This window comes from Gemmatimonadota bacterium (assembly GCA_026705765.1).
In the GTDB taxonomy this organism is placed as follows: domain Bacteria; phylum Latescibacterota; class UBA2968; order UBA2968; family UBA2968; genus VXRD01.
Map to the genome: position 1 here is coordinate 49518 of JAPPAB010000104.1, position 23600 is coordinate 73117.

30 protein-coding genes are annotated in these 23600 nt (G+C 50.3%); 28 read left to right on the forward strand and 2 right to left on the reverse strand.

Features of this window, described 5'->3' with window-relative positions:
• Positions 1 to 88: 88 nt before the first annotated feature.
• The 8 genes from OXH16_14085 to OXH16_14120 all read left to right on the forward strand — a co-directional run bounded on the left by OXH16_14085 (position 89) and on the right by OXH16_14120 (position 6012).
• Entirely contained in the window at positions 89 to 727 is a 639-nt protein-coding gene (locus OXH16_14085; protein MCY3682526.1) for a histidine phosphatase family protein, read from the forward strand.
• On the forward strand, positions 724 to 1488 hold the full coding sequence (locus OXH16_14090) for a GNAT family N-acetyltransferase (protein MCY3682527.1): 765 nt from the start codon (positions 724 to 726) through the stop codon (positions 1486 to 1488). The genes OXH16_14085 and OXH16_14090 overlap by 4 nt, the downstream gene beginning before the upstream one ends.
• An 80-nt stretch (positions 1489 to 1568) precedes the next feature.
• Positions 1569 to 2195, forward strand: coding sequence for an amino acid transporter (locus OXH16_14095; protein ID MCY3682528.1), 627 nt, complete (start codon positions 1569 to 1571; stop codon positions 2193 to 2195).
• A 45-nt stretch (positions 2196 to 2240) separates the two neighbouring features.
• Entirely contained in the window at positions 2241 to 2840 is a 600-nt protein-coding gene (locus OXH16_14100; GenBank protein MCY3682529.1) for a helix-turn-helix domain-containing protein, read from the forward strand.
• Positions 2841 to 2860: 20 nt separating this feature from the next.
• Positions 2861 to 4132 carry an FAD-dependent oxidoreductase gene (locus tag OXH16_14105; GenBank protein ID MCY3682530.1) on the forward strand — a complete coding sequence of 424 codons (1272 nt, stop codon included), beginning with the start codon at positions 2861 to 2863 and terminating at the stop codon, positions 4130 to 4132.
• Positions 4133 to 4169: 37 nt separating this feature from the next.
• Positions 4170 to 4988 (forward strand): aminoglycoside 3-N-acetyltransferase, encoded by an 819-nt coding sequence (aac(3), locus tag OXH16_14110; GenBank protein MCY3682531.1) that lies wholly within the window; start codon positions 4170 to 4172, stop codon positions 4986 to 4988.
• A 34-nt stretch (positions 4989 to 5022) separates the two neighbouring features.
• The gene (locus tag OXH16_14115) at positions 5023 to 5514 is read left to right on the forward strand and encodes a GNAT family N-acetyltransferase (protein ID MCY3682532.1); all 492 of its coding nucleotides are present in this window, start codon (positions 5023 to 5025) and stop codon (positions 5512 to 5514) included.
• On the forward strand, positions 5515 to 6012 hold the full coding sequence (locus tag OXH16_14120; GenBank protein ID MCY3682533.1) for a GNAT family N-acetyltransferase: 498 nt from the start codon (positions 5515 to 5517) through the stop codon (positions 6010 to 6012). It abuts the gene before it with no gap.
• Here OXH16_14120 and OXH16_14125 read toward each other — a convergent pair.
• Positions 5990 to 6829: a phytanoyl-CoA dioxygenase family protein gene (locus tag OXH16_14125; GenBank protein ID MCY3682534.1), complete on the reverse strand. Its 840-nt coding sequence runs from the start codon at positions 6827 to 6829 to the stop codon at positions 5990 to 5992. The two genes, OXH16_14120 and OXH16_14125, sit on opposite strands and share 23 nt — an antisense overlap.
• A gap of 235 nt (positions 6830 to 7064) precedes the next feature.
• Between OXH16_14125 and OXH16_14130 the strand changes: the two genes are divergently transcribed.
• From OXH16_14130 to OXH16_14145, 4 genes are all read left to right on the forward strand, one after another.
• A complete protein-coding gene (locus OXH16_14130) occupies positions 7065 to 7451 on the forward strand; it encodes a VOC family protein (GenBank protein ID MCY3682535.1) in 387 nt (128 codons plus the stop codon).
• Positions 7448 to 8290, forward strand: a complete 843-nt coding sequence (locus tag OXH16_14135) for a phytanoyl-CoA dioxygenase family protein (GenBank protein ID MCY3682536.1) — start codon at positions 7448 to 7450, stop codon at positions 8288 to 8290. The genes OXH16_14130 and OXH16_14135 overlap by 4 nt, the downstream gene beginning before the upstream one ends.
• Before the next feature lie 71 nt (positions 8291 to 8361).
• Positions 8362 to 9726 (forward strand): hypothetical protein, encoded by a 1365-nt coding sequence (locus tag OXH16_14140; GenBank protein ID MCY3682537.1) that lies wholly within the window; start codon positions 8362 to 8364, stop codon positions 9724 to 9726.
• Positions 9727 to 9814: 88 nt separating this feature from the next.
• Positions 9815 to 10396 (forward strand): GNAT family N-acetyltransferase, encoded by a 582-nt coding sequence (locus OXH16_14145; GenBank protein MCY3682538.1) that lies wholly within the window; start codon positions 9815 to 9817, stop codon positions 10394 to 10396.
• 139 nt (positions 10397 to 10535) lie between these two features.
• On the opposite strand, the gene OXH16_14150 is transcribed toward OXH16_14145, so the two are convergent.
• A complete protein-coding gene (locus OXH16_14150; protein ID MCY3682539.1) occupies positions 10536 to 10715 on the reverse strand; it encodes a hypothetical protein in 180 nt (59 codons plus the stop codon).
• Between the two features lie 204 nt (positions 10716 to 10919).
• Between OXH16_14150 and OXH16_14155 the strand changes: the two genes are divergently transcribed.
• From OXH16_14155 to OXH16_14230, 16 genes are all read left to right on the forward strand, one after another.
• Entirely contained in the window at positions 10920 to 11150 is a 231-nt protein-coding gene (locus tag OXH16_14155; protein MCY3682540.1) for a hypothetical protein, read from the forward strand.
• A 26-nt stretch (positions 11151 to 11176) separates the two neighbouring features.
• On the forward strand, positions 11177 to 11431 hold the full coding sequence (locus OXH16_14160; GenBank protein MCY3682541.1) for a hypothetical protein: 255 nt from the start codon (positions 11177 to 11179) through the stop codon (positions 11429 to 11431).
• 103 nt (positions 11432 to 11534) lie between these two features.
• A complete protein-coding gene (locus tag OXH16_14165) occupies positions 11535 to 12380 on the forward strand; it encodes a metallophosphoesterase (protein ID MCY3682542.1) in 846 nt (281 codons plus the stop codon).
• A gap of 25 nt (positions 12381 to 12405) precedes the next feature.
• Positions 12406 to 13140, forward strand: coding sequence for a GNAT family N-acetyltransferase (locus OXH16_14170; GenBank protein MCY3682543.1), 735 nt, complete (start codon positions 12406 to 12408; stop codon positions 13138 to 13140).
• Positions 13141 to 13233: 93 nt separating this feature from the next.
• A complete protein-coding gene (locus OXH16_14175; GenBank protein ID MCY3682544.1) occupies positions 13234 to 13806 on the forward strand; it encodes a methyltransferase domain-containing protein in 573 nt (190 codons plus the stop codon).
• Positions 13803 to 14024 carry a hypothetical protein gene (locus tag OXH16_14180; protein MCY3682545.1) on the forward strand — a complete coding sequence of 74 codons (222 nt, stop codon included), beginning with the start codon at positions 13803 to 13805 and terminating at the stop codon, positions 14022 to 14024. Before OXH16_14175 ends, OXH16_14180 begins: the two co-directional genes overlap by 4 nt.
• Positions 14025 to 14055: 31 nt before the next feature.
• Positions 14056 to 14562, forward strand: coding sequence for a pyridoxamine 5'-phosphate oxidase family protein (locus tag OXH16_14185; GenBank protein ID MCY3682546.1), 507 nt, complete (start codon positions 14056 to 14058; stop codon positions 14560 to 14562).
• Between the two features lie 19 nt (positions 14563 to 14581).
• Entirely contained in the window at positions 14582 to 16075 is a 1494-nt protein-coding gene (locus OXH16_14190) for a hypothetical protein (GenBank protein ID MCY3682547.1), read from the forward strand.
• Positions 16076 to 16156: 81 nt separating this feature from the next.
• Positions 16157 to 17008, forward strand: coding sequence for a hypothetical protein (locus OXH16_14195; protein ID MCY3682548.1), 852 nt, complete (start codon positions 16157 to 16159; stop codon positions 17006 to 17008).
• A gap of 27 nt (positions 17009 to 17035) precedes the next feature.
• Complete coding sequence (gene msrP, locus OXH16_14200) at positions 17036 to 18130, forward strand: protein-methionine-sulfoxide reductase catalytic subunit MsrP (protein MCY3682549.1); 1095 nt, start codon at positions 17036 to 17038, stop codon at positions 18128 to 18130.
• 37 nt (positions 18131 to 18167) lie between these two features.
• The gene (locus tag OXH16_14205) at positions 18168 to 18983 is read left to right on the forward strand and encodes a class I SAM-dependent methyltransferase (GenBank protein MCY3682550.1); all 816 of its coding nucleotides are present in this window, start codon (positions 18168 to 18170) and stop codon (positions 18981 to 18983) included.
• Positions 18984 to 19006: 23 nt separating this feature from the next.
• On the forward strand, positions 19007 to 19474 hold the full coding sequence (locus OXH16_14210) for an ATP-binding protein (protein MCY3682551.1): 468 nt from the start codon (positions 19007 to 19009) through the stop codon (positions 19472 to 19474).
• Between the two features lie 32 nt (positions 19475 to 19506).
• Entirely contained in the window at positions 19507 to 20730 is a 1224-nt protein-coding gene (locus OXH16_14215) for a phytanoyl-CoA dioxygenase family protein (protein ID MCY3682552.1), read from the forward strand.
• 21 nt (positions 20731 to 20751) lie between these two features.
• Complete coding sequence (locus OXH16_14220) at positions 20752 to 21741, forward strand: Ldh family oxidoreductase (GenBank protein MCY3682553.1); 990 nt, start codon at positions 20752 to 20754, stop codon at positions 21739 to 21741.
• Positions 21742 to 22236, forward strand: coding sequence for a DUF6141 family protein (locus OXH16_14225; GenBank protein MCY3682554.1), 495 nt, complete (start codon positions 21742 to 21744; stop codon positions 22234 to 22236).
• On the forward strand, positions 22233 to 23576 hold the full coding sequence (locus tag OXH16_14230; GenBank protein ID MCY3682555.1) for an alkaline phosphatase D family protein: 1344 nt from the start codon (positions 22233 to 22235) through the stop codon (positions 23574 to 23576). The genes OXH16_14225 and OXH16_14230 overlap by 4 nt, the downstream gene beginning before the upstream one ends.
• Positions 23577 to 23600: the final 24 nt, after the last annotated feature.

Genomic DNA, 23600 nt, shown 5'->3' on the forward strand with positions numbered 1-23600 from the left:
CGGGAGATAATCTACGAGAGCTCGTGGATAAATCTTTATGCCGACAAGATGGGGTTTCTCCTCTTCTGATTGATGATGGAGTTATTTTATGAATAGTGATATTAAGATTACGTTCATGCGTCACGGACGCTCTCGAGCAGATGACGAGAATGTCATTGAGGGCCGATATGATGCACCTCTTACAGACGTGGGTCGTGAACAAGCTGAAGTCCGAGCACAGGAACTGAAGGCGAGAGAGATCAAATTTGACAGGCTTATTGCAAGCCCATTAAAGCGTGCCCACGAGACAGCCCAAATTGTAGGTAACATCCTGGGTATAGGTGTCGAGCTCGATGAAGACTGGACGGAAAAGGATAATGGCCCGATTGCAGGTCTGCCACATCAGATCGCCAGAGCCAGGTATCCATTACCTGCTTTTCATAATCCCTTTCAACCCCATGTTGTAAGTGCAGATTCTGGGGAGAGCGCCTGGGCATTTCACTGTCGAGCCGCACGGGCGCTGGAGAAAGTAATCAGACAGGGAAAAGGGCGCTATCTGGTGGTCGCACACGGAGGTATTTTAAATGCCGCGTTGCGTTGCATAGTTGGTGCACAGCCAGCAGTCAGTGGCCAGGGGATTGAGTTTTCCTTTGGAGATACAGGATACATTCAAACGCTTTATAAACCAGATCAACATCTTTGGGTGATCCGTGAATTCGTTTATGGTTTTCGAGAGGCACAAGAGTGAACATCGCACAACTGGATCCAGCGGATTTCACCGAACTCGCGGATACTCTGGGTGATACCCCCGAGACTGTAGTGGCAGTACACCTTCTGAGAAAAAAACTGTGCAAGGCTTTTGTCGCGGGAAGTCCCACCTCCTTCAGCGCAGCTATTGTCCAGGGCTACTTCGATTCAGAAGAACCCAGGGGATTTGGGACCGAGGCGCGAGCACTTTGGGAATTGCTTCAGTTGGTGGAGGGTTGGGATTGTATAGGTGTGAATCGACAATGCGCCAAATCGCTTGGTGATCTGATAGAGAATTCCAACGGAGTAAAAGTGCGCTACTACGGCGATGTTTATCATTCGTTGACAAGGCCAGTTCGACTGTTCACCAGTGAATATGTCCGCGAATTGACTACGCAGGACCGAAACTTAATTGCATCCGCACCCATCGAAATACAGGGTGGTGGTTACGAGGATATGGAAACAATGCTCTCAGAGGGAATTGTGGCGGGCGCTGTTGATGCGGATCAATTGGTGTCCATAGCTCACACAAGCGGCGTCACTGATCTTCACGGTGAGATTGGCGTTGGAACTCTCGAACCCTGGCGCAAAATGGGCCTGTGTAGTGCCGCCGCCTCGATAGTATCGAATCGGCTTCAGAAAGAAGGACGAGTTCCCGTTTGGAGTACAGGAGAGGATAATTTTGCCTCATTGCGAGTTGCAGCAAAACTTGGTTTTCAAGAGGTCTCCCGCAGGACCTACGTGATTCCGATCAAAAATTGAACAAGCCTTAATAATCAGAAGACGCGCGATAAGATTTCTGCAAAATTTAGTTCTGGTGTAACACACAAGGAGCAAGTCACTTGAAAGAAAACGCTCAGATTTGGGACCCGCTCTCCCCCACGGAGGCACAGGAACTATTCTCTGGGCTATCTGCACCCTGGTGGATTTCTGGCGGATGGGCCATTGACCTCTTTATCGGTCACCAGACACGTCCTCATGGGGACCTGGACGTTCTGATCCTTAGAGACGATCAAATCATATTCCAGGAACACCTTTCTAATTGGGATCTAAGCGACAGGAGATCGCCAGAGTTTACGACGTGGTCCAAAGGCGAATTCCTGGATCCACCCATTAATGACATTTGGGGGCGCCGTACACCGGAATCGCCCTGGGCAATCCAATTGATGCTTATGGAAACAGACGGGGATTCGTGGGTTTTCCGTCGTGAACCGAAGATCACCGGACCAATTTCCTCCCTGGGACGAATAGCCAAATCCGGAATACCTTACCTCTCTCCGCAGATTCAGCTTCTCTATAAAGCGAACAACCTACAGATTGATCGGAACAACGCCGACTTCAAGAATACTCTGCCGCACCTCAATTACGAGGAAGCTGCGTGGCTAAAACGAAGTTTGGAGCGATGCTATCCTGGACACGAGTGGATATTAAAGCTGAGTCAAAGAATGAAAGCCCTGAAGCAAATCTGAGCTATTTCGTGCGCGTTTTTCTGCCTCAAAGAGAGGAGAGCCTAAATGAGTACGTGGCGCGAATTGACATTCCCGACCAATGCCTTAAAGGGGACGGTAATCGTTATTGAGGATGACCGCGCGAACATACTTGCCGATCCACTGCGTTGGCTCATCCTCGAAACCCTTGGCGATGGAAAGTCGGTTGCAGAAATTTCGCAGACATTGGAAATTACTGATGCCCGGGTGCTATACCACTTAAAAAAGCTGGCACAAACAGGTGTCGTACATTTGAAGAAATATGAAACCGACCCCAATGAATGGCGTTGTTCGCCAGCAGCGGGTAAGATTCGCGTTCGAGAGGATCTCCTGGCGAACAAACAAATTGCCGAAGCTATGCCAACCGATGTTGTCAAACAGTTCAATCAAGCATTTCGCGAAGTTGCCGAGGGCCTGTACGGTTCGACATTCCAGACATCCGTCAATCACAACCGCGCGCGGCTATCTGAAGAACAGGCATCCGAATTCAGTTGTCGATTATTGGCACTTATAGAAGAATACTTTCCGCCCGGAAAAGGAGACCGCTCAGGTATCAAATACGGATTTTACGGAATTCTCACACCGATTGATCTTCATCCTCTTGGCGACACTGAAACTGAGGAGTAAAACACAGGGAGATTGTCAATATGGAGCACATGAAAGAAAATGTAGATGTTCTGGTCATTGGCGGTGGTACAGCGGGCACCATTGCTGCGGTACAAGCTGGGCGCACGGGACTTCGCACAGCCCTGATTGAATCCGGCAGCCAACTCGGTGGTGTAACCACAACGGGTGGGGTCTCGTTTCCGGGCCTTTTTCACGCCTGGGGAAAGCAAATTATTGCGGGTATTGGGTGGGAACTCGTTACAAAAGCTGTGGCACTTGACAGTAGAAAATTGCCAGATTTTTCAGTACCTCCCGAGCGCCATTGGATGCACCAGATTCGCATCAACGGTCCAGTATATGCCGCACTCGTCGAAGAAGCCTGTACGCAAGCAGGTGTGAAATTACATTTCTACGAAATACCGACTCGGGTTTCAGAAACGGACACGGGCTGGACAGTAGAAACCACAGGCAAAAGCATGCGCCGCACTATATGGGCCAAACAGTTAATTGATTGTACTGGTGGCGCAAATATTGTCGGGCAGATCGGTTTTCCGCGTTTGCGCGAACAAGAAACCCAACCCGGCACGTTGATTTTTGAACTCGGGGGTTATAATGTCGAATCACTGGATGAGGAGGTCATTCAGGCGCATTTTTCTGCTGCCATTAAAGATGGCCGCTTGCAGCACGGCGATGTAATGAATCCACGGGTGCGATTTATCCGTTATCTTCGAAATGGCGGAAATGCCCAGCATGTATTTGGTGCTGATGCATCAACCTCTGACAGGCATACAAAAACCAACATAGCAGGGCGACAGGCGCTATTGCGGATTCTGCGTTTTGTGCGTTCTCTACCAGGGTGCGAAAACGCATGTGTTTTGAAAGCTCAGGCAGAAACAGCCGTGCGTGAGACCTATCGCATTGTTGGCGATGTGCAAATAACCCATGAAGATTACACGAGTGGACGGTTTTTTGATGACGCCGTATCCTATTCTTTTTACCCCATCGATCTCCACGACCGCGATGGCATCAAACCCAGACCGCTATCCAAAGGAATCGTTCCCACCGTCCCTCTTCGCGCGCTTATCCCCAAAGAGAGTCGCAATTTGCTGGTCGCTGGTCGCAGCGTGAGCAGTGACCGGTTGGCGAACTCCGCTTTGCGAGTACAGGCTTCATCTATGGCCATGGGACAAGCTGTAGGTGCTGCCGCTGCATTATCTGTGCGTCTGGAAACCACACCTCGCGAAGTCCCTATTTCCGATCTGCGCGAATTGCTCTTGTCACATGGCGCAGTTGTACCTGGTTTAGATAAATAGAGGATTATGATAAACCTGATCTAAAAAGGAGATCGCAATGGCGAAAATAGATTTGCCAGTAATTACGCGAAGCAAGCTGGTATCTGACTTATCAAAACTGGGGATTGTCCCGGGCGATACCCTGATGCTGCACGCGTCTGTCAAGGCAGTCGGCTGGATCGTTGGCGGACCAGATATTGTGATTCAGGCAATTTTGGACGTGATTGGACCTGCGGGCACCTTGATGATGTACATAAAATGCGAGGAGCCTCTAAACGAAATTGAATATTGGCCAGAGGACTGGCAAAAAGCGTACCTGGCAGAATGCCCACCGTTTGATCCCAAACGGACACGCGCCTTCCGCAAGTGGAGCATCCTCACCGAGCACCTCCGAACATGGCCCGGCGCGTATTGCAGCAACCATCCCGAAGCAAGAATGGCGGCTATTGGCGCAAAAGCGGAGTGGATCACATCGGATCACCCCCTCCAATTTGGTTATGGTGCAGGCTCCCCTCTCGCAAAATTGTGCAAAGTCAGGGGGCGAATACTACTGCTTGGACCACTCTTTGATAGCCTGACGATTCTACATTACGCAGAGCATATTGCTGACGTGCCCAACAAGAAAACTGAGCGCTATCGGTGGCCCATCTTGCGTGATGGCAAGTGCGAATGGATAGAATTTGAGCAATTTGACACTTCTGGTGGCATCGTCGATTGGGGGCCCCCCAATGGCGACTATTTCCTTCGTATTGTAGAGGAATATATGACCCAGGCAAGCTATACAACAGGACGGGTTGGAGCCGCAGACTCTTATTTGTTCGACGCTAAGGATCTGACCGATTTTGCCGTTGCATGGTTAGAAGAACATTTCGGTTAGATGGAGAAATTGCCAGTAATGGACTGAATGCAAAATGACTATCAAAATCCGTAAGGCAAACGGGGCGGATATAGCCGCCATCCTTTCGATGCAGGAAGACCTGACATCCGAAGGCGCAATATGGGGCTATGGCCCCGATTCGGCAGAAGTGTGGAATGACCGCAACCTGGATTGGCTCTTTTTGGCGATAGATGGTTGTGAGCCTGTTGGTTTCATCTATTGTGAGGAACGGCCATATCGAGGCGAATGTGTATTCCCCGAAGGTAGCCGTATTCTCGAAATCATTGAACTATATGTGCGTCCCGAATCCCGCCACAGTGGAATAGGCCAGCGACTGGTCAAAACTGCTCAATCAAAAGCAGAAGCCGCTGGATTCGGTTACATGCGGCTCTACTCGGCAGCGAAGCGTTTCGATGACATCCTTGCATTTTATCGGGACTGTGGATTTGCTCCCTGGTACCTCGAGATGGTGAAACCGATCGAAGAGTTAGATTGGGGAAAACCTGTAGGGAAAGAAGTGTGGTAAATGCCAGGATACATTCTAATAAAAGGTCTCTCCATGAAAGAGTTGAACATTCGGAAGGCGGATGCAACTGACAGCGACTTTGTCTTTGCCGTAAAGAAGGCCGCATTCCGCGAATATGTAGAGCAAGTCGAGGGCTGGGACGATACACATCAGAGGGGATTACACAACAAGCGGTTTGATTCGCAGGATTTTCGCATTATCCAATTTCAGGGAAACGATGTAGGATTCTTCTCCACATCCTGTACTTCCGATTCTCTCAAGGTCCATCAGCTCTTTATCCATCTAGAGTATCAGGGCAGAGGGATTGGATCAGCATGTATGACACGCATTCTCACTGATGCTGACGCTACGGGGAAGGCTGTGAAACTGCAAGTATTAAAGATCAACATCCGCGGCATCGCCTTCTACCAGAGACTGGGATTTTCAATCATCGGTGAAGATTCTACACATGTTCAGATGAAAAAACTGCCAGCACTTACAGACCCGGCGCTTCTATAAAATGCGTCAGTTCACAGATTTTACCGTCCAAACAGATCGGTGGTCGATTTGGATTCATTCCCCAGGGATCGGACATTTGCCGTATCGTCTCTTCATCGGCTTTGGACATATAAACACTCGCTTTGCCAATCCGCGGACGATCTGAGAAATTAGCAGAAGATCGGTGGATCAGATCTTGATGCCACACAATCACATCGCCAGGATCAGTCTCAATACGCACCACATCGTCCTCGGTAAATCCGTGCTTAAAGGGATCCATCTCCCTCAAAATCTTACCCGTCTGCTCGTGCTCCAAACGCCCCAGAGTATGCGATCCAGGAATCAGTTCCATACACCCATTTTCAACATCTGCCGCATCCAGCCCCAGCCAGAAATCGAAAAGCACAGGCACGGGTATATCCTCTGAACCATCGAAAGGACTCGCATCCTGGTGCCACGGTACCTCACCGCCACAACGGGGAGGTTTCATAAAGAACCCGCCGCCATTAAGTGGATAAATATCGGGACCTAACACTTCCATAGCCAATGCGATAAGCCTGGGGTGTGCAGCAGAATATTTCCACAATACCCGATCGCGAAACGAAATCTCATTGATCCAATCAAATCGCAACAGAGGATCGGGATGGTTCTGGTACGCCTCGTCCTGCACATCTATAATCGCCCGAAGCTTATCGCGGTAAAAATCAATACGGAGCGCAATCTCTCGCAATCGATCCTTACAAACCCTAATATCCGAATCGCTCAGGACGCCCTTTTCTACAAAATATCCGGTATCGAGCAAAATCTCCCGTTTCGATCTCACACCTGCATTTGCCATCTCCCGCTCCCTGTGCTAAAACGCAATCTCCCCACAGATCATTGCATAATATTTATTTTTTTCAGATATTAAAGGATACGCTCTTTGCTTTTCCCCATACGCAATTTGAATATATCCCTTAAAATGGACAAAGTCGAGTCTAAAGGAATTTCAGCTATCGTAAATACCAGAGTTCAATAGCAAAGTACTACAAGGCAGTTTTCGACTTCCGATCAATCATTAGGGAGACAAAACAGTGAGCATACATCGCATCACCGCAATGGTTCCAATAACCGATTTGGATCAAGCCATAACCTTCTACTCACAAGGCCTGGGTCTCCAGGTCACCCAGCGTAAAGACGAGTGGGGCCATGCCCTGCTGGAAGGTGAACACGGTTGCCAGGTGATGATAGACCGTTCGATTCGCACGGAATCGAACGCCTCAACCGTCGTTTACTACTATACGTCCGATATTGAAACGTTAAGAGACCGCGTGATCGCCGCTGGTTTCGAACCCGATCCTATCCGCATAACCTTCTACGGCATGACAGAATTTCGAGTTCGCGATCCCGATGGCAATCAGGTCTGGATCGGCGCGCGTGAGGCTCCCGATACCTATTTAAACTCAGGAGATCGTATATGAAAAACCCATCAAAAACAAATACCAATCGCATGACACCCGATGAAATTCAGCACTGGAAACGCAATGGTTATTTTGTGCGCGAAAACGTCTTTTCACATAAGGAAAACGACGACCTGCGACAGGTCGCCGAAGACATTGTCGCGGGAAAGCGAAAAATGCCAATGGCTCACATCGACCGCAATGCCCTTGTCCGGGACGGCAAAGACACGCGGTCTGGCATCTACGCCATGCACAAAATCCACCACCCCAGTTGCTACATCCCGGAATTCCTCGCCCGCGTGCGCGACCCACGCCTGACAGACCCGGTTGCCGATATTCTCGGCCCAGACATTCTGGGCATCAACAACCTGTTTATCTGGAAAGCCCCAGAAATCGGATTGGGATTCCCCTGGCACCAGGACAAATTTTATTTTGGCAAACGGTTCAGAACAGCAACAACTGTCGGCACCTGGACAGCAGTCGATCCAGCCGATCGCGAAAACGGCTGCCTCTACGTAATTCCCGGCAGTCACAAACAGGAAATCTCCGAACACGACGACATTGAAGGATCTCAGCAAAATGAATTCAAACTCGCGCGCAATGCCCGCGATGAGGACGGCATTCCCGTAGAAGCCCCCCCTGGTGCGGTCATCTGGTTCCACTCTCACCTGCTACACAAAAGCACAAATAATCATAGCCAACGATTTAGGCGCAGCTATGTATCGCACTACTTAAGCGCGCAAGCAGAATGGATGAATTCGGAAAACGCTGGCAAAGGCCAGCCCATCATGTGGGTAAGAGGACAAACCTTTTCCGGTAAAGTTCAAGAGGTTACGCGAGAAGTTATTCCCGCTGAGTAATATACCGCGTACAATGTCAAATACTTTGAGCAATTAAGCCACCCACAGATATCCTATTCAAAGACATCCAAATGCAAAAACATAAACGACATCAAGATACCTCCGAACGCGATCAATACGGCGGCTGGACAGGCAAAAAATTTGAGGCAACTGGCTTTTTTCGCATAGAAAAAGACGAAAGATGGTGGCTCGTAACGCCCGAAGGAAATGCGTTTCTGAGCTTCGGGATAAACCACCTGCATCCCCATCTGTGGAAACAGGACTACAATCGTGAAGCCTGGAAAAAGCGATTGGGTATAGACAATCTGGACAGCCGAGAATTCACACCTGCCCTCAAAACCTGGTTCCTGCAAACATGTCGTCAATACGGCTTCAACACAGTAGGCGTACACACAGAACTCTCAGCCGTCAATCGTCCGCAGCCATCTATGCCCTATATGCAGTCGATTCACTTCGTTGATATCCCGCATTGGCAGCAAGAAATACCCGACAGCAATTTTTTGGATGTCTTTTCAGACGCGTTTGCCTCACACTGCGGTCAGATGGCAAAGGAGTTTGCTGCGCCTGCAAAAGATGATCCCTTCCTCCTCGGTTATGCCATGACCGACTGCCCGTTATTTACAGAAGAAGATTGCAGGGAACGCCCCGACGTAATTGGCGGCGCACGACGGGAAGCTCGAATCGGCTGGCCGAGGCGATTGCGCAATTTGGATGCCAGTGCACCGGGTAAAAAGGCTTATGTTCAGACCATACGCGATATCTATCGCGGACAAATCAGCGATTTCAACGCAACTTATGACACGCAATTTGATTCGTTTGACGCGCTCCAAACAGCAGAGAACTGGCGGCCAAACACCGATCTTTCCAATGGAAACGAAACCCGCGACAATATTGAATTCCTCCAAAAAGTCGTCGCAAAATACTACCAGACAACGCGGGACGCGATCCGCCGATACGATCCAAACCATCTGTTCGTCGGCGACAAAATCAATGCCAACACAGATGCGCTGGATACCCTCTTGCCCATTACAAGCCAATTTACCGACATCGTGTTCTATCAGATGTATGCCCGATACGAGGTGCAAAAACCCGGGTTAGATCGCTGGTACAGGACCGCCGACAAACCGCTGATCAATGGCGATTCTGCTTTCACGATGATCACAGACACCATGCCGCGCCCCTACGGTCCCGTGGCCGACAACATCGAACAGCGAGCCGAATGGACCGATGAGTTCTTTCGGAATGCCTTTGCGCGTCCAGAATTTATTGGCTGGCACTATTGCGGCCTGATCGATGCATCCAACCTGGTCGCCCAAAAACAGGACCGCCAGCATTCTGGATTGCTCACCGGCTACGGCGAACCATATCCCGAACTCTTGAAAGTCCTCAAAACCTGCACAAACGAAATGTACGAGATTGCTACACACAAACTCTGAGCTGTCATGCTCAGGCAGTCAAGATATTCATCCCTGGAGACAGTTTCAATAATCTCAGCAGCATACCGGATAAGGAACCCAAATAGCTGTGAACAACGTCAAAGACAGCCGAATCTTCTACACCAAAGGAAGAATCGTTGGCCTCACTGAGTTCCTGATGGAAGATTATAGGCCGTTCTACCAAACGTGGAAGGATATCTCAACGCAGAAAAACTTCAATACGACGCACTATTGGGAATCCTACGAGGATTTCCTTGCACTTTTTACCAACCCGGACAGACCGCCACAACGGTTCAATGCCACTATTGTTCGTTTGAAGGATCAAGTTCCCGTTGGTCGCATCAGCCTTGCTCCGGCACACCTTGAACCAGATCTGGGCATCTGGATCTATAAGCCCTTCAGATTTAAGGGATACGGAACAGAAGCCGTGCAACTCTCAGTGGACTTTATTTTCGGAGAATTTGACCTCGAATATATTATTGCCGGAATATACGAGCACAATCAGCCAAGCATCAATCTTTTTACAAAAGTCGGCTTCTTTCGAGCCCCCGAACTCGACGAAATTGAAGACAACGATTTCAGTGATGGCAAAATTGCACAACTTGGGTTTCGAATAAACAAAGCTCAAGATTCTGGAAAGGCGAAAACGCCATACGACACAAAGATGTAATGAAAGGCTGGATATGAACGATAGTGTCAGGTGCAAAACGTGCGAATTAACAGAGCAAAGAAGACTGGGTAAGGCACCACTTTGGGACTGCATTTACCAGACCGAATACTGGGACGTAGTACATGCATACAACACCTCTTTACCTGGGTGGCTGGTGTTGGTTCTGCAACGACACATTGAATCGCTTGATGAACTTACTGAGCAGGAAGCCGATGAATTGGGGGGCCTGATTCGCCGTGTTTCCTTGTCCCTCAAAAGTGTAATCGGATGCGTGAAAACATACGTAATTCAGTTCGCCGAACATGAGGATCACCCACATGTTCATTTCCATATTGTGCCACGAATGGCTAATCAACCAGCCAACCGGCGAAGTGTTCAAATATTTGGTTATTTGGGAGTCTCTCCAGAAGAAAGAGTAAGTGAAGATCAAATGAATGAGATTTGCGCAAGAATTAGGAATGATCTACTATCTACTGAGCATTATAATATGCGAGTCGTATAACCTGCCTGTATAAGGAATTCTGTGTCTAATCATCCCAATAAGCATATTCGAGCAGCCATTGCGTACGCATTAGATCATGGTTGGACGGTTCGGAAAGCTGGGCCACGGGCCCACACATGGGGCCGTTTGTATTGTGAACAGAGTGATCGAACAGGTTGTGTGAGAGCTATATACTCTACACCCAGGAATCCAGAAGATCACGCCAAAGACATCCGTCGGGCTGTGGACCGTTGCCCGCATCATCTGTCGTAAACTGTAAATTGGAAAGGTTAAGTCCAATGACCAAATACGAATTTACCTTAATTCTCAAAGGACAATTCGAACTAACAGAAGAAATTGCAGACGAATTGTTCGAGGCCGGTTGTGACGATGGAACACCAGGGATATGCAACGGGGTCTTTTCGATTGATTTCCACCGAGAGGGAGATTCCCTGGAAGCAGCTATTTGTTCAGCCATCGCAAATGTAAAATCGGCAGGTTATGAGGTAGCGCGCGCGGAAATTGAAACTGAAGCCATGTCGCAGCCTGTATAAAACATCAACGTTTCTTTGTTAAGGCTCTGACTGAAACTTTAAATGAATAAAAGCAAAATCATACCATTCTACGGAAGGGACTATTTGGTAGAAGGAACTTAAATTGATTATAGGTTTCATAGGTGATATACACGGACGTGCATGCCATGCCCTTGCCATTCTCCTGACCTGGCAGTCAATGCGAAAAAAGCGATTTGACCTTGTCGTTCAAGTTGGCGATTTGGGGGTTATGCCACTACCGCAGAGCGGTGAGATTCCCTACGATAGATTCTCCCAGTGGGATCCGGCTGTGTACGATTTGTGTAGCCTCATCCTGGCAGAAGGGCCAGATGCACGAATCGCACGCGATACACGGTCACAATTAACATCTTCGATCCTTGTAGTAGCAGGCAATCACGACGAATTCTCTGATATTCGAAATTCTATAGAGACAAAATCTTCTGTACCCATTCCACTTGACCCGCATGGTCTCTTCGAGTGCGTACCAGACGGTTTCACACTTGAGGTTGGAAAGGAGACGATTGGCTTTTGTGAAGGAGGAGACCCAGAGGCTCTTCAACACAACTACCCAAAGAGTATAGATATTCTCGTTTCACATGAAGGAGGATTTGGAGTTGGTGCCGATGCTGATAACCTCGCCGAAGGGCCTCAGGCTTTGCTCGAATATCTGAGGACATCAAGACCGCGTTACCATGTATTTGGGCACTTTCACCATCCAGTCGCCCCGAGAAAAGTGTACGAGACGGAGTGCATTCAGATTGCCAGCATAGTGAGCAACCCCAGAGACCCAACATTGCAGGTTATAAACGAAGGATGTATTGGTGCGCTCGATACAGAGACCGGAGATTTTGAATTTGTGAGCGGAGATTGGCTAAGCACCTATAAACGTGACGAGGGATTCCAATTGCTTGCTGACGCTATAAATAAAACATCAACGCTTCTTTGTTAATGCTCGGAAGGAATTACGAAATATCGTGAAAAAGTTGACCGTGTATTCGCATACCGAGCGACCCGACCTGCGAGAGCAGACATGGGATTCCCGAACGAACTGGCCCGAGTTCATATTTCATGCCGAGGGGCCCAAGGAGATAACAGCTCAGTTACTCGAGAAGTTTCCCCAATTTCAACTATATTATTGCGAATCTGAGGATCAATTGGCTGCCTATAGTATCGCAATCCCCATCCCGTGGACCGGTCATGACGAAGACTTACCAGAAGGCTGGACACCAGCGCTGGAATTGGGCTTGAGAGAAGGAATACAGGACCCTACAACTCTCTGCGCGTTGGGGGTCGATATAAGGCCAGATCGCCAGGGACAAGGGTACAGCCGAGAAATTTTGCTGGCCATGAAGCACACTGCTGACTGCCATGGATTCTCATTCCTCATCGCGCCGGTACGACCGACATTCAAGGACAGATACCCGCTTACAGCAATTGACGATTACATAGCGTGGAAACGAGAGGATGGGCAGCCCTTTGATCCATGGATCCGAGTACATTGGAAAATTGGAGGTCGGATTGCACGGGCGGCACCGAAATCAATGTCTGTCCGAGGTACAGTCGATGATTGGGAGAAATGGACGGACATGTCCTTCCCAACATCGGGAGAATACGTCGTTCCAGGAGCACTGGCACTTGTCTCAATTGACCGAGAAAACAACTGTGGCTATCACGAAGAACCCAATGTGTGGATTATACATGACGTGTGAGCATGTCAATTGAAACTTTAAATGAATAAAAGCAAAATTATACCATTCTATGGATCGGAAAATCGCCATCTATTTGAGATTGAACGGCGATGTATGGATAAAGATGGCGTCGTCATTGAGTACCTCGATAAAATCTTGCCTTCTGGCCTGGTGATTGACATTGGAGCGGGAAATGGATATACGGCAGCTTCGCTAACCAGAAATAATAGAAAGGTTATACCCTATGAGCCGTCCAATAATATGATTGATCGAAATCAAGCCCTACCCTGGGTCAGAGGTATTGCACAGGAGCTTCCTTTCCGATCGAACTCTTTTGAGGGAGCCTATGCTACATGGGCGTATTTTTTCCCTGCTATAGGATATGGAAAAGAGGGATTAGAGGAATTGATCAGAGTAATCAAGCCTCAAGGTCCGATCTGCATTGTAGATAATGCAGGAGATGACGAATTCTGTGGTCTTTTTGAGCGCGATATTTCCAGTGATTCATCCTGGTGGTATAAGAGAGGTTTTGAGAGTCATATTTTGGAGACCAGTTTTAAGTTTGACTCCATAGAGGAAGCCCAGGAGCTTCTGTCATTTTATTGGACGCTCAACGGGCGCAAACCAGGTAGCGAAGTAGATATCGAGATTGAGTATAAAGTGGTAGTTTTCATAGGAAAAAAATGACCCCACTTCTTCAAAAGGCTTTTGAGAGAGCCACCAAACTTCCACAAGAGAAACAGGATCAATTTGCGCGTTTCCTGATGGCCGAACTTGAGTCGGATCAGCGATGGGCTGAGTTGTTTAGCCGTCCTGAGTCCGAGGATTTACTGGAGTGGTTGGCCGATGAAGCCATTGTAGCACACAGGGCAGGACGGACACTACCTCTCAACGTTAATGTGTGAAATACCGTCGCTAAAAGGAGACATACGCGAAATGGCAACACAATATACTTCTATAACAGATGAGCAAGCTGCGCTAATCAAGAACGCTCCCCTATTCTTTGTAGCGACAGCCGATCCAAATTTGGAAAACGGACTTGATGGAACAGGTGCTGTAAATTTGTCGCCAAAGGGAGGTACACCCTTACATATTCTCACGCCAAATCGCGTTGCTTATCTCGACTATCCCGGCAGTGGGAATGAGACAGCGCGTCATGCGGTCTCTGGAGGACCAATCACGATCATGGTGTGCTCCTTTGAGGAAGGTGATGCGGGCATTGTTCGACTCTATGGACATGCACGGATCGTTGAGCTTGACGACTCGCCTCTCGCACGTAAGATGCTCAAAAGACCTGCTCAAGAATTGAAGAAACCTCGGCAAGTGATTGAAGTGAACATTAAAAAAACGCAAACGAGTTGTGGCTACGGAGTTCCAATCATGGCTCTGGTCAGAGACCGCCGTGTGGCTGACCGCGGACGAAAATATAAAGGTCCGAGATAGCATTTAAAAGGAGACATCCATGGATTTCAAAGACGGCCTGATAGACTACGAGGCTTTCGGTGCAAAGGGCGATGGCGTCACGGATGACATGCCGGCGATCTGCGAGGCACACGCCTACGCCAACGCACATGGCCTGAGTGTCAGGACAAAGCCTGGCGCGACGTACCATCTCGGCGGCCAGGCGCTGACCGCTGTGATCGCAACCGATACCGACTGGAACACCTCCCGTTTTACAATCGATGACACGCAGGTTGAAGACCACAAGGCGCATCTCTTTGAAGTACGCTCGCTGCTGGAACCAGAAGAACTGCAGATCGATCGGCTCACGAGAGACCAGAGGCAGGTGGATACGCGGCCGGAGCGCGACTGTCACGTCCGCGTGGAAAACGCACACAAGAGGATGTATATCCGGCGGGGTCTAAACCAGAACGACGGCGTTCCCCAGCACGACTGCTTTGTCCTGCGTCGAGACGGCTCTGTAGAGGCGGATATCGATTGGGAATACGATCTGATCACCCGGGTGGAGGCACGCCCCATTGACGAGCAGACGCTCTACCTGCGCGGCGGTGTCTTTACCACATTTGCCAACCGCGAGCACCATCCAAATGGTTACAACTACTGGAATCGAAACATTGTGATCTCCCGCTCGAATACAGAAGTCTCGAGCCTGACCCACTATGTCGTCGGCGAGACAGCCGTGGGCTGTCCCTATTCCGGATTTATTAGCGCGCAACAGTGTGCCCACATCACACTGCGCAACTGCTTCGCCACCGGGCACAAAATCTACTCGACCATCGGCGCGGCGGGCAAGCCGGTCAGCATGGGTACCTACGACTACAATGCGAACAACGTCGTGGGATTCACAATGATTGGATGTCGGATGAACCACATCACTGACCGCACGCGCTGGGGCGTGATCGGATCCAACTTCTGTAAGGACATCCTGCTCGAGGACTGCCATCTCTCCAGGATGGATACGCACATGGGCGTGTCCGGCACCTATGTCATCCGTCGCTGCACCCTGGGGCATATGGGGCTAAACGCGATCGGCCGAGGCCAGCTAATAGTCGAGGATTCTACGTTGTACGGCAGCAGCCTGGTCTCCTTTCGACGCGACTATGGCAGCACCTGGGAGGGAGCGCTCAATATCCGCAACTGCCGATGGATTCCGGCTTGTGGAGACATCTGTCAGCCTCACATGATCAATGTTGCCAACGACGGCATGCACGATTTCGGATATCCCTGCTCTATGCCTGAAGAAGTCGTTATCGACGGACTGTTCGTAGATGATTCCAATACACCCGATAATTACCAGGGCATGTACTTCTTCACCGCCCCGGACGACTTCCACGATGGCGTCGAACAGGCCTCCGCGTCTGAGGAACGTCCTTTCCCATACACCCCATGCCAGCAAGTAAGGATCCGGGGTCTGACGACTGCCAGCGGCCTGAAGCCGCGACTCTCTCCCAGTGCGACGATGACTGCCCACACGGCCGTCATTGAAGAGGAATGAGGGAAGGGGAACTTAAATTGATTATAGGCTTTATATGCTGACCGCACGATCAATAAACCTCTCAGAATATGAGGTAAACCAATGACATATCGAAGTCTGTTTTTTATTGCGATTTGCGTGACCTATTCAGGTCTGGCATCCACGGCCTTTGCCGGCGCGTGGACCCAGAATAAGGGTGGTTATTATTTCAAGATCGGAGCTGGCTATTTGAACTCGACCAGGGATATCGATGCCAATGGCAAACAGATTCAGAAGGCAAATATGGGAGAATTGAGAGACCACAATTATTCGACCTACCTGGAATACGGCTTGCTGAACCGGCTCACACTTGTGTCGTCCGTCCCCTACAAACAGCTAAGGGATACCCGCACCCTGAGAGATCTCAATGAGGTTATTACGGGAACAGCACTGGAGCGTCGATGGGGTTTTGGCGACATGGAGATGCGTTTGCGCTGGCTTTTGGCCAACAAGCCCGTGGTCGCATCGATTGCTGTAGGAGGCAAAATTCCGCTATGGTACGATGACGACCCCAACACGCGGGTTCCCTTGAGTTCCAAAAAGATGGATGCAGATGTTCGGATACTACTGGGCCAGTCTCTGTACCCCGCCCCGATCTATGTAACTGGAGAGGTGGGTTACCGTATCCGTGGAGGGGATTTCAGTAATGAGGGATTTTATGCTCTGGAGGCGGGGATTACAGTGGACCGATTCCTGTTCAAAGGGTATCTTTCGGGTACTCGTACCTTCGGAACGTGCAACCCGGTTGATGAGGTGGGGCTGATCGCCGACCAGAATATCTTAAAGCTCTCCCCCGGTCTGATCTATCGTTTAACCAATTGGCTGGAACTGAGTGTGGAAATGATTCACATCGCAGCGGGCTGCAACACCACTGCGGGAAATACATTTTTGTTTGGAATAGCATTTAAAAGATAAGCTGGGGACCTGATCAAGGAGGTTTATATGCCAAAACGAGGTTGGGAAATACCCGAGAGAGAGGCTACATCGGAAGATGTTTATATGAACCGGCGAAAGTTTATGGTAGCCGCAGGAGGTGCTCTGGGAGCGTTAGCAGGCTGCGGACATGAGAAGATTTTTACCCCCGCTGAAAGAGCACCCACTACGCCGACTGAGGAGCCACAACAACCACAGCCACCGCAGCAACCGCAACAGCCACAACAACCTCAGGATCCACAGCAACCGCCACAACCGCCACAGCAACCGCCGGATCCACCTCAACCACCACAACCGCCGCAGCCGCTTTACCCTGCCGGGCTCAATGATGAATTCAAGGAACTGGACCGGCCTTTAACCGAGGAGTCAATTGCCGGATCGTACAATAATTTTTATGAATTCAGCACCAGAAAGGATCTGGTGAAGCCTCTATCGGAAAATTTCATGACAGACCCCTGGAAAGTGGAGATCAAAGGAGAGGTCCCTCAGGAAACGGCATACGATTTTGGCGATCTGGTCCGCGCTATTCCGCTGGAAGAACGGCTTTACCGCTTGCGGTGTGTAGAGGCATGGTCTATGGCAATACCATGGACCGGTTTTCCGATGAAAGCCCTCATAGATTTGGTACAACCGCTTTCTACGGCAAAATTCATCAAAATGACAACCTTTCTGGATCCGAATCAGGCTATTGGACAGTTTAACAATCCCCAGTGGCCCTGGCCCTATGTTGAAGGGCTGACGATGGAAGAAGCGACAAACGAACTCGCTTTTATAGCCACGGGGATTTACGGTCACGAAATGCCCAATCAGCACGGGTCGCCCATACGCCTGGTCGCGCCCTGGAAGTACGGTTTTAAGAGCATCAAATCGATCGTGAGCATTGAGTTTGTCCGCGAGCAACCGAGAACCTTCTGGAATACACTCATTCCAAGAGAATATGGCTTCTACGCCAATGTCAATCCCAAGGTCGCCCATCCCCGGTGGTCTCAAGCCCAGGAACGGTTTATCACCACCAATGCTTCGAACCCCGAAATACGTCCGACTCTGCTATTCAATGGGTATGAAAAATATGTAGAGAATTTATATCCCAACGAGCCGAGGTAACAAGAAGTGCCACAGAGAGATAGAGCATTATTCTGATATGATGGACGACCTCACCGACATACGCGAGTTTTACAATGGAGCCTGGGACGTAGAGGCAAACAGATTGGAGCGCCACCAACTCGAAGCGGATATCACCTGGCGCTATTTGAATCTATACCTCCCACCTCGCGGCAGACTCCTCGAAATTGGTTTCGGCACGGGATATTACACCTTTCCTCTGGCAAAACGAGGCCACCAGATCACGGCTATTGACCTCGCCGACGAGTACGTCATCCGATGCAAAGCGAAAGCGGAAGAGCTTGGTCTCTCTGATCAAATTGATTTCCGCACTGGCGATGCGCGCCAACTGGATGGGATTCCGCGTGGCGAATTCGAAGCTGTTCTCCTTATGGGACCTCTGTATCACCTATTACTTGAAACCGATCGAACAGCAACCCTGCGGTCCGCCTACGCCTGCCTGAAACCAGGGGGCGTAATCTTTTCTGCAATGATTTCCAGATTCGGTATTCTTGGGGACCTCATCAAGGACAACCCTTCGTGGATTGAGAACCAGGAAGCGGTTTGGTCACACATAGAACAAGGCCACCGCCCCGTCAATGTCCCAAAAGGAGGCTTTCGGGGCTATTTTGTTCGGCTGGAGGAAATCACACCCATGCATGAGCGCGCGGGATTTCGCACCCTCAAAATTGCAGGTGTCGAGCCATCTATCTCCGCAAACGACGAAAGCTATAACACGCTTAAAGGAAAGCAGAGAGACCTCTGGTTAGATCTTCTATTCGAAATCAGCGCAGAACAAAGCATGGTGGCTTCATCCAGACACATACTCTACATCGGGCAAAAGCCTGATAATTAAAACAGAGGTATCGATCAGATACAATGGCGACTGTTCACTTACTCTGTGGCCGACCAGGTTCGGGTAAGACCACCTTTGCTCGGGAACTTGAAAAGACTCAAAGAGCTGTGCGATACACTTATGACGAGTGGATGGTTCAACTCTACGGGAGATCGCCCGAACAATTTGAAGCACTTTTCAACCGCGTTTCCAACCTGATCTGGCGCATTGCCACGCGCAATCTCGCCCTCGGCACAGATGTCATACTCGATAAGGGATTCTGGTACAAAAGAGATCGCAAAAATACCAGGCAAGCGGCGGCGGCCATAGGAGCGGACTCAAAACTCTATTTCCTCGACGCTCCCATTGACGTACTGCGAAACCGGACCCTCACTCGTTCAAAAAACGACCAGGATTCACTTTGGATTAACAACCAGGCATTTACAGAATTCATCAATCGCTTCGAGCCACCTGGCGATGATGAAAATTTTATACTTATCCGGACCGGGTAGAAACGCCCTCGCCTAACATCTTGGAGTCAGCCATGAAACTCAACCGCGACGAATTTTTGGAAACCGGCTACCTCATCATTAAGGAAGCCGTGCCACGCGACAAACTCGAACGCGTGCGGCAGGCGTACGAAACACTCGTTGACCGCCAGCGCGAAAACTGGAAAGCCGAGCGTGCGGAAAATGATCCACCTGGAGGCGTATGGGAAACAGCGCCACAGCCTCGCCTGCAACTCTCAAGATCGCCGCTCGTCAATCAGATCGACCAGGAGACCGCGCCAGCGGTCGAAGTATGGCTCGAAGAGAACATCCGCGGAGTCAGCACAGAGCTTCTCGATATATCGGACGGAGCCGTCACAGAAATGATGATGATGTGCAACCCCGTCAGGGATCACGGACCGGCAAAGTGGCACCGCGATCACCATCCGATCGACACAGCACCGCTTCAGGGCTATATCGACGACATCCTCGAAGGAGGCCCGCGCTACGTCCAGTGGAACATCCCGCTCTACGACGACAGCGTCCTCTGGGTGATACCCGGCAGCCATCTGCGACTGAACACCTCCGAAGAGAACGAACTATTGTTGGCAGACCCCTGCCGCCCACTACCCAATGGCGTACAGACACACCTCGAAGCCGGTGACGGCGTCGTCTATATCCTCCCCATCCTCCACTGGGGCAGCAACTACAGCCCAAAAATGCGACGAACCATCCACGGTGGCTTCTCGACCCACACTTCAATCAAGGACCTCTCGTTTACCAACTACCTCTCTCCGCAGACACAGGAGGCATTCGCGCGCTGGAACAACCGCAGCGAACAGATGATGCAGCACACGGAAGACGCACTGAGGGCTATTCTTGCCAAAGATAGCACCGCGTATCTCAGCGCCCTGGACAACCTCCATCCGTGGCGGGCCGAAAAAGGTAGAATTCTGTCAACCGTATTCCTCTGCAAAGCGGCACTTGCGATTCGACTGCGAAAAGATCCCCCACTTCAGGGCATCGCCGAAGACCTCCAGCGTCGCCTTCTGGGAACACATCCCATCACGCTCAACTGGGGATCGAAATTCGCCGAACGATTCACCTCTGGCGAAGCCCGCTTGCTCTGGGATCGCTTCAGCCCACTCGAAGCACTGCTTCAATCGGACGAAGAACACTTTGTGCCGGGCTTTCAGTCCATCCCTATGAAGCACTATTTCAACGAAATGCCCTCGGACTACAGCACGGCGGACTTCATCGCCAGTTGGACGGAACAGTAATTCCACCTCGCAGGAGACTTCATGCCCGTTTATATCCCCGAAGACGCCAGGCGCATCATGCCCGATCTGTTGCGCGACTTTGCTACCGCAGCATTGCACAAAGTCGGTTTGCCAGATGGCGATGCCGCGTTGATCGCGCGCTATCTTGTAGATGTGGATTTGCGCGGGGTGGCCTCACACGGCACGCGACAGTTGAGGCGGTATGTGGCTGAGTTTCGAGAAGGGCGCATTAACCCACAGCCCGAAATTGCCCAGATCATGGATGCCCCTTCAATGGCGATTTTTGATGGCGATGGCGGTGCGGGTTACCTCGTGGCAACGCGGGCAACAGAGGCGGTTATTGAAAAGGCGAAAACAAATGACATTGCCGTTGCGAACACGCGCAATCACGGCCATGTGGGCAGCGCGGGGATCTACGCACGGCTGGCACTAACACGCGATTTGGCGACCTTTTGCGTATCAGGGGGAATCGCCTGGGAAAAACCGACGCGCCCCGATGCAACGGTATGGGATGCGATGTCTGCCCCCCCGATGTGTTTTGGCATACCAACGGCAGAAGGCCCGCCTTTTGTACTGGACATGAACGCAAACATGTTGAAAGACCGCAGCAAACTCGCCGAGGCATTGCAGACATTCCCGGATTTTATTTTTAAAAGTTTGGGCATGCGATTTACATCGTGGTTCCTGGCGGGTATTTTAGCAGGCACAGCAACACCTGAATCGCACAGACCAAAATTTTCAAGCGCCACGCGGGGATTTATGATTGTGGCGATAGATGTGGCTCAACTGGGAGACTTGGAGGCTTATAAGGCAGAAATCTCTCGCATTTTGCGCGAAAGCCGGTCACTGAACCCCATGCCGGGCTTGTCGAGCGCCGAAGTTCCCGGCAGTTTGGAATGGCAACGCGAACAAACACGCGAGCAAAGCGGTATCCCGCTGACCGAAGAACATCTCGACATGTTGCAACACATTGCCACAGAGATAGATGTACCCATTCCCTGGGAGTCATAAATGCACAACTCAAATTTCATCGAAATTCAGCAATTTAGACAGGGCTGGCTATTGGCCCTTATACTTGTACCTTGCATCTCAGCTTTGATCTATATAGGATTCAAGATATTTCGGAACTGGCCAATGTCTGGCACCAATATGCTCATTTTTGGTGCCATTGCTCTGGCTCTGGTATTAGTACCGGTGTTTATGCTTTTGATAAAGATGGTAACTGAAGTCAAAAATGACGCCATTCACATCCGATTCTTTCCGCTAAAGAGAGAGGTAATCCCATTCTCAGAAATTGCAAAATGTGATGCCAGACAGTACAGCCCAATCAAAGAATATGGCGGATGGGGGATTCGGTATGGAACTAAAGGAATGGCTTATAATGTGAGTGGAGATCGCGGCGTACAATTGGAGCTAAACAATGGAAAGCGATTATTGATTGGCTCTCAGCGATCTGAAGAACTGGCAAAGACAATCAAAACCTTTACAAAAGAGGAGGAAGGATGAGAATTTTGATCTTAACAGTACTGATGCTCATTCCATCGCGGATGATGGCTGCAGAGCTACTTGCAGGCCCAATGATAAGCCACACAACGACATCATCGGCGATAATCTGGGTTGAGACAGACGCGCCAGCGAAGGTCACAGTAGATTACTGGACACAAACGGGCAGAGCAATGACGATCACCCGTGCAGCAGTCGAGACGATGACCTCAGAAAGCTATCCCCACACTGGCACGGTGACACTGAACGGACTTGTGCAGAACGCGAGGGTTCACTACGCGATTTCGGTAAATGGGAAACAGATAAGAGCACTTGTCCCCCAGGTATTCCGCACAATGCCCGCGATGCAACCGCGACAGAATGATTCAACCTACGTCGCTGATTTCTCCGTGGGATTCGGATCCTGCTTGAACCCGGCTACACAGCCCATGCAACCTGCATTTGCAGAAGTCTTGCAGCACCGCCCAAACGCATTTTTCTTTATTGGCGACATCAACTACATGCCGGGACGATCCAGCCACTATGGGGAGGACCCGAATCCAGTCCGCTATGCAATGTCGGGATACCATCGCGAAGTGCGACATGTACCGGAGATCAGAGCACTCATGGCAACGACGCCCAGCTATGGAATCTGGGACGACCACGACTATGGCCCCAACAACTCCGATCGTACATTCTCCTACCGGGAAGAGACCCTGGAACTGTATCGACGGTATTGGCCGAACTCGGGCGGAGGCACTGCCCAGACAAAGGGAATCTTTCACAAGTTTCGAATTTCCGATGTCGAGTTCTTCATGCTCGACGACCGCTATCATAGGGACCCGAACGAAGCAGAAGACCGCAAGACCATGTTCGGACAAGGGCAGATCGACTGGCTGAAAGCATCCCTGAAGGCGAGTACAGCGACGTTCAAAGTAATCGCCAATGGAAATAGCATGGTCGTTGACTTCACGGGGCGCGGCGAGCGCTGGGACAATTTTGGTACAGAGCGGGACGACTTCCTGAAATGGATGTTCGCCGAAAACATCACCGGTGTCGTCTTCATCGCAGGCGATTGGCACGTTGGGACGCTCAACCGCCTCTATCGCGAGGGACAGGACACCTATCCCCTCTTTGAATTGCTCAGTTCCAACGCCGCCGTCAGGACAGACCCAATCGTCCAGAGACCCCGCTCGGGCTGGCGCGGAAACCCACAGAGTATCGCAACCGTCTATCCCGGTTTCAACTTCGGGCTACTCCGTTTCTCAGGCCCCAAAGGCAACCGCGAGCTAAACATGAAAATCGTCGATAAAGATGGGAACGTACAGATCAAATACGTGTTGGGAGAAAGTGATCTGAGATGAGTAGCGTGAGATTCGCTTGAGGTA

Coding starts and splice junctions, on each gene's coding strand:
- msrP (MCY3682549.1), top strand. CDS start 17,036: ATGCCAAAACGAGGTTGGGAAATACCCGAGAGAGAGGCTACATCGGAA.
- OXH16_14135 (MCY3682536.1), top strand. CDS start 7,448: ATGAAAAACCCATCAAAAACAAATACCAATCGCATGACACCCGATGAA.
- OXH16_14125 (MCY3682534.1), bottom strand. CDS start 6,829: ATGGCAAATGCAGGTGTGAGATCGAAACGGGAGATTTTGCTCGATACC.
- OXH16_14230 (MCY3682555.1), top strand. CDS start 22,233: ATGAGAATTTTGATCTTAACAGTACTGATGCTCATTCCATCGCGGATG.
- OXH16_14220 (MCY3682553.1), top strand. CDS start 20,752: ATGCCCGTTTATATCCCCGAAGACGCCAGGCGCATCATGCCCGATCTG.
- OXH16_14140 (MCY3682537.1), top strand. CDS start 8,362: ATGCAAAAACATAAACGACATCAAGATACCTCCGAACGCGATCAATAC.
- OXH16_14210 (MCY3682551.1), top strand. CDS start 19,007: ATGGCGACTGTTCACTTACTCTGTGGCCGACCAGGTTCGGGTAAGACC.
- OXH16_14225 (MCY3682554.1), top strand. CDS start 21,742: ATGCACAACTCAAATTTCATCGAAATTCAGCAATTTAGACAGGGCTGG.
- OXH16_14160 (MCY3682541.1), top strand. CDS start 11,177: ATGACCAAATACGAATTTACCTTAATTCTCAAAGGACAATTCGAACTA.
- OXH16_14185 (MCY3682546.1), top strand. CDS start 14,056: ATGGCAACACAATATACTTCTATAACAGATGAGCAAGCTGCGCTAATC.
- OXH16_14115 (MCY3682532.1), top strand. CDS start 5,023: ATGACTATCAAAATCCGTAAGGCAAACGGGGCGGATATAGCCGCCATC.
- OXH16_14150 (MCY3682539.1), bottom strand. CDS start 10,715: ATGTGGGTGATCCTCATGTTCGGCGAACTGAATTACGTATGTTTTCAC.
- OXH16_14175 (MCY3682544.1), top strand. CDS start 13,234: ATGGATAAAGATGGCGTCGTCATTGAGTACCTCGATAAAATCTTGCCT.
- OXH16_14100 (MCY3682529.1), top strand. CDS start 2,241: ATGAGTACGTGGCGCGAATTGACATTCCCGACCAATGCCTTAAAGGGG.
- OXH16_14215 (MCY3682552.1), top strand. CDS start 19,507: ATGAAACTCAACCGCGACGAATTTTTGGAAACCGGCTACCTCATCATT.
- OXH16_14180 (MCY3682545.1), top strand. CDS start 13,803: ATGACCCCACTTCTTCAAAAGGCTTTTGAGAGAGCCACCAAACTTCCA.
- OXH16_14195 (MCY3682548.1), top strand. CDS start 16,157: ATGACATATCGAAGTCTGTTTTTTATTGCGATTTGCGTGACCTATTCA.
- OXH16_14085 (MCY3682526.1), top strand. CDS start 89: ATGAATAGTGATATTAAGATTACGTTCATGCGTCACGGACGCTCTCGA.
- OXH16_14190 (MCY3682547.1), top strand. CDS start 14,582: ATGGATTTCAAAGACGGCCTGATAGACTACGAGGCTTTCGGTGCAAAG.
- OXH16_14105 (MCY3682530.1), top strand. CDS start 2,861: ATGGAGCACATGAAAGAAAATGTAGATGTTCTGGTCATTGGCGGTGGT.
- OXH16_14205 (MCY3682550.1), top strand. CDS start 18,168: ATGATGGACGACCTCACCGACATACGCGAGTTTTACAATGGAGCCTGG.
- OXH16_14120 (MCY3682533.1), top strand. CDS start 5,515: ATGCCAGGATACATTCTAATAAAAGGTCTCTCCATGAAAGAGTTGAAC.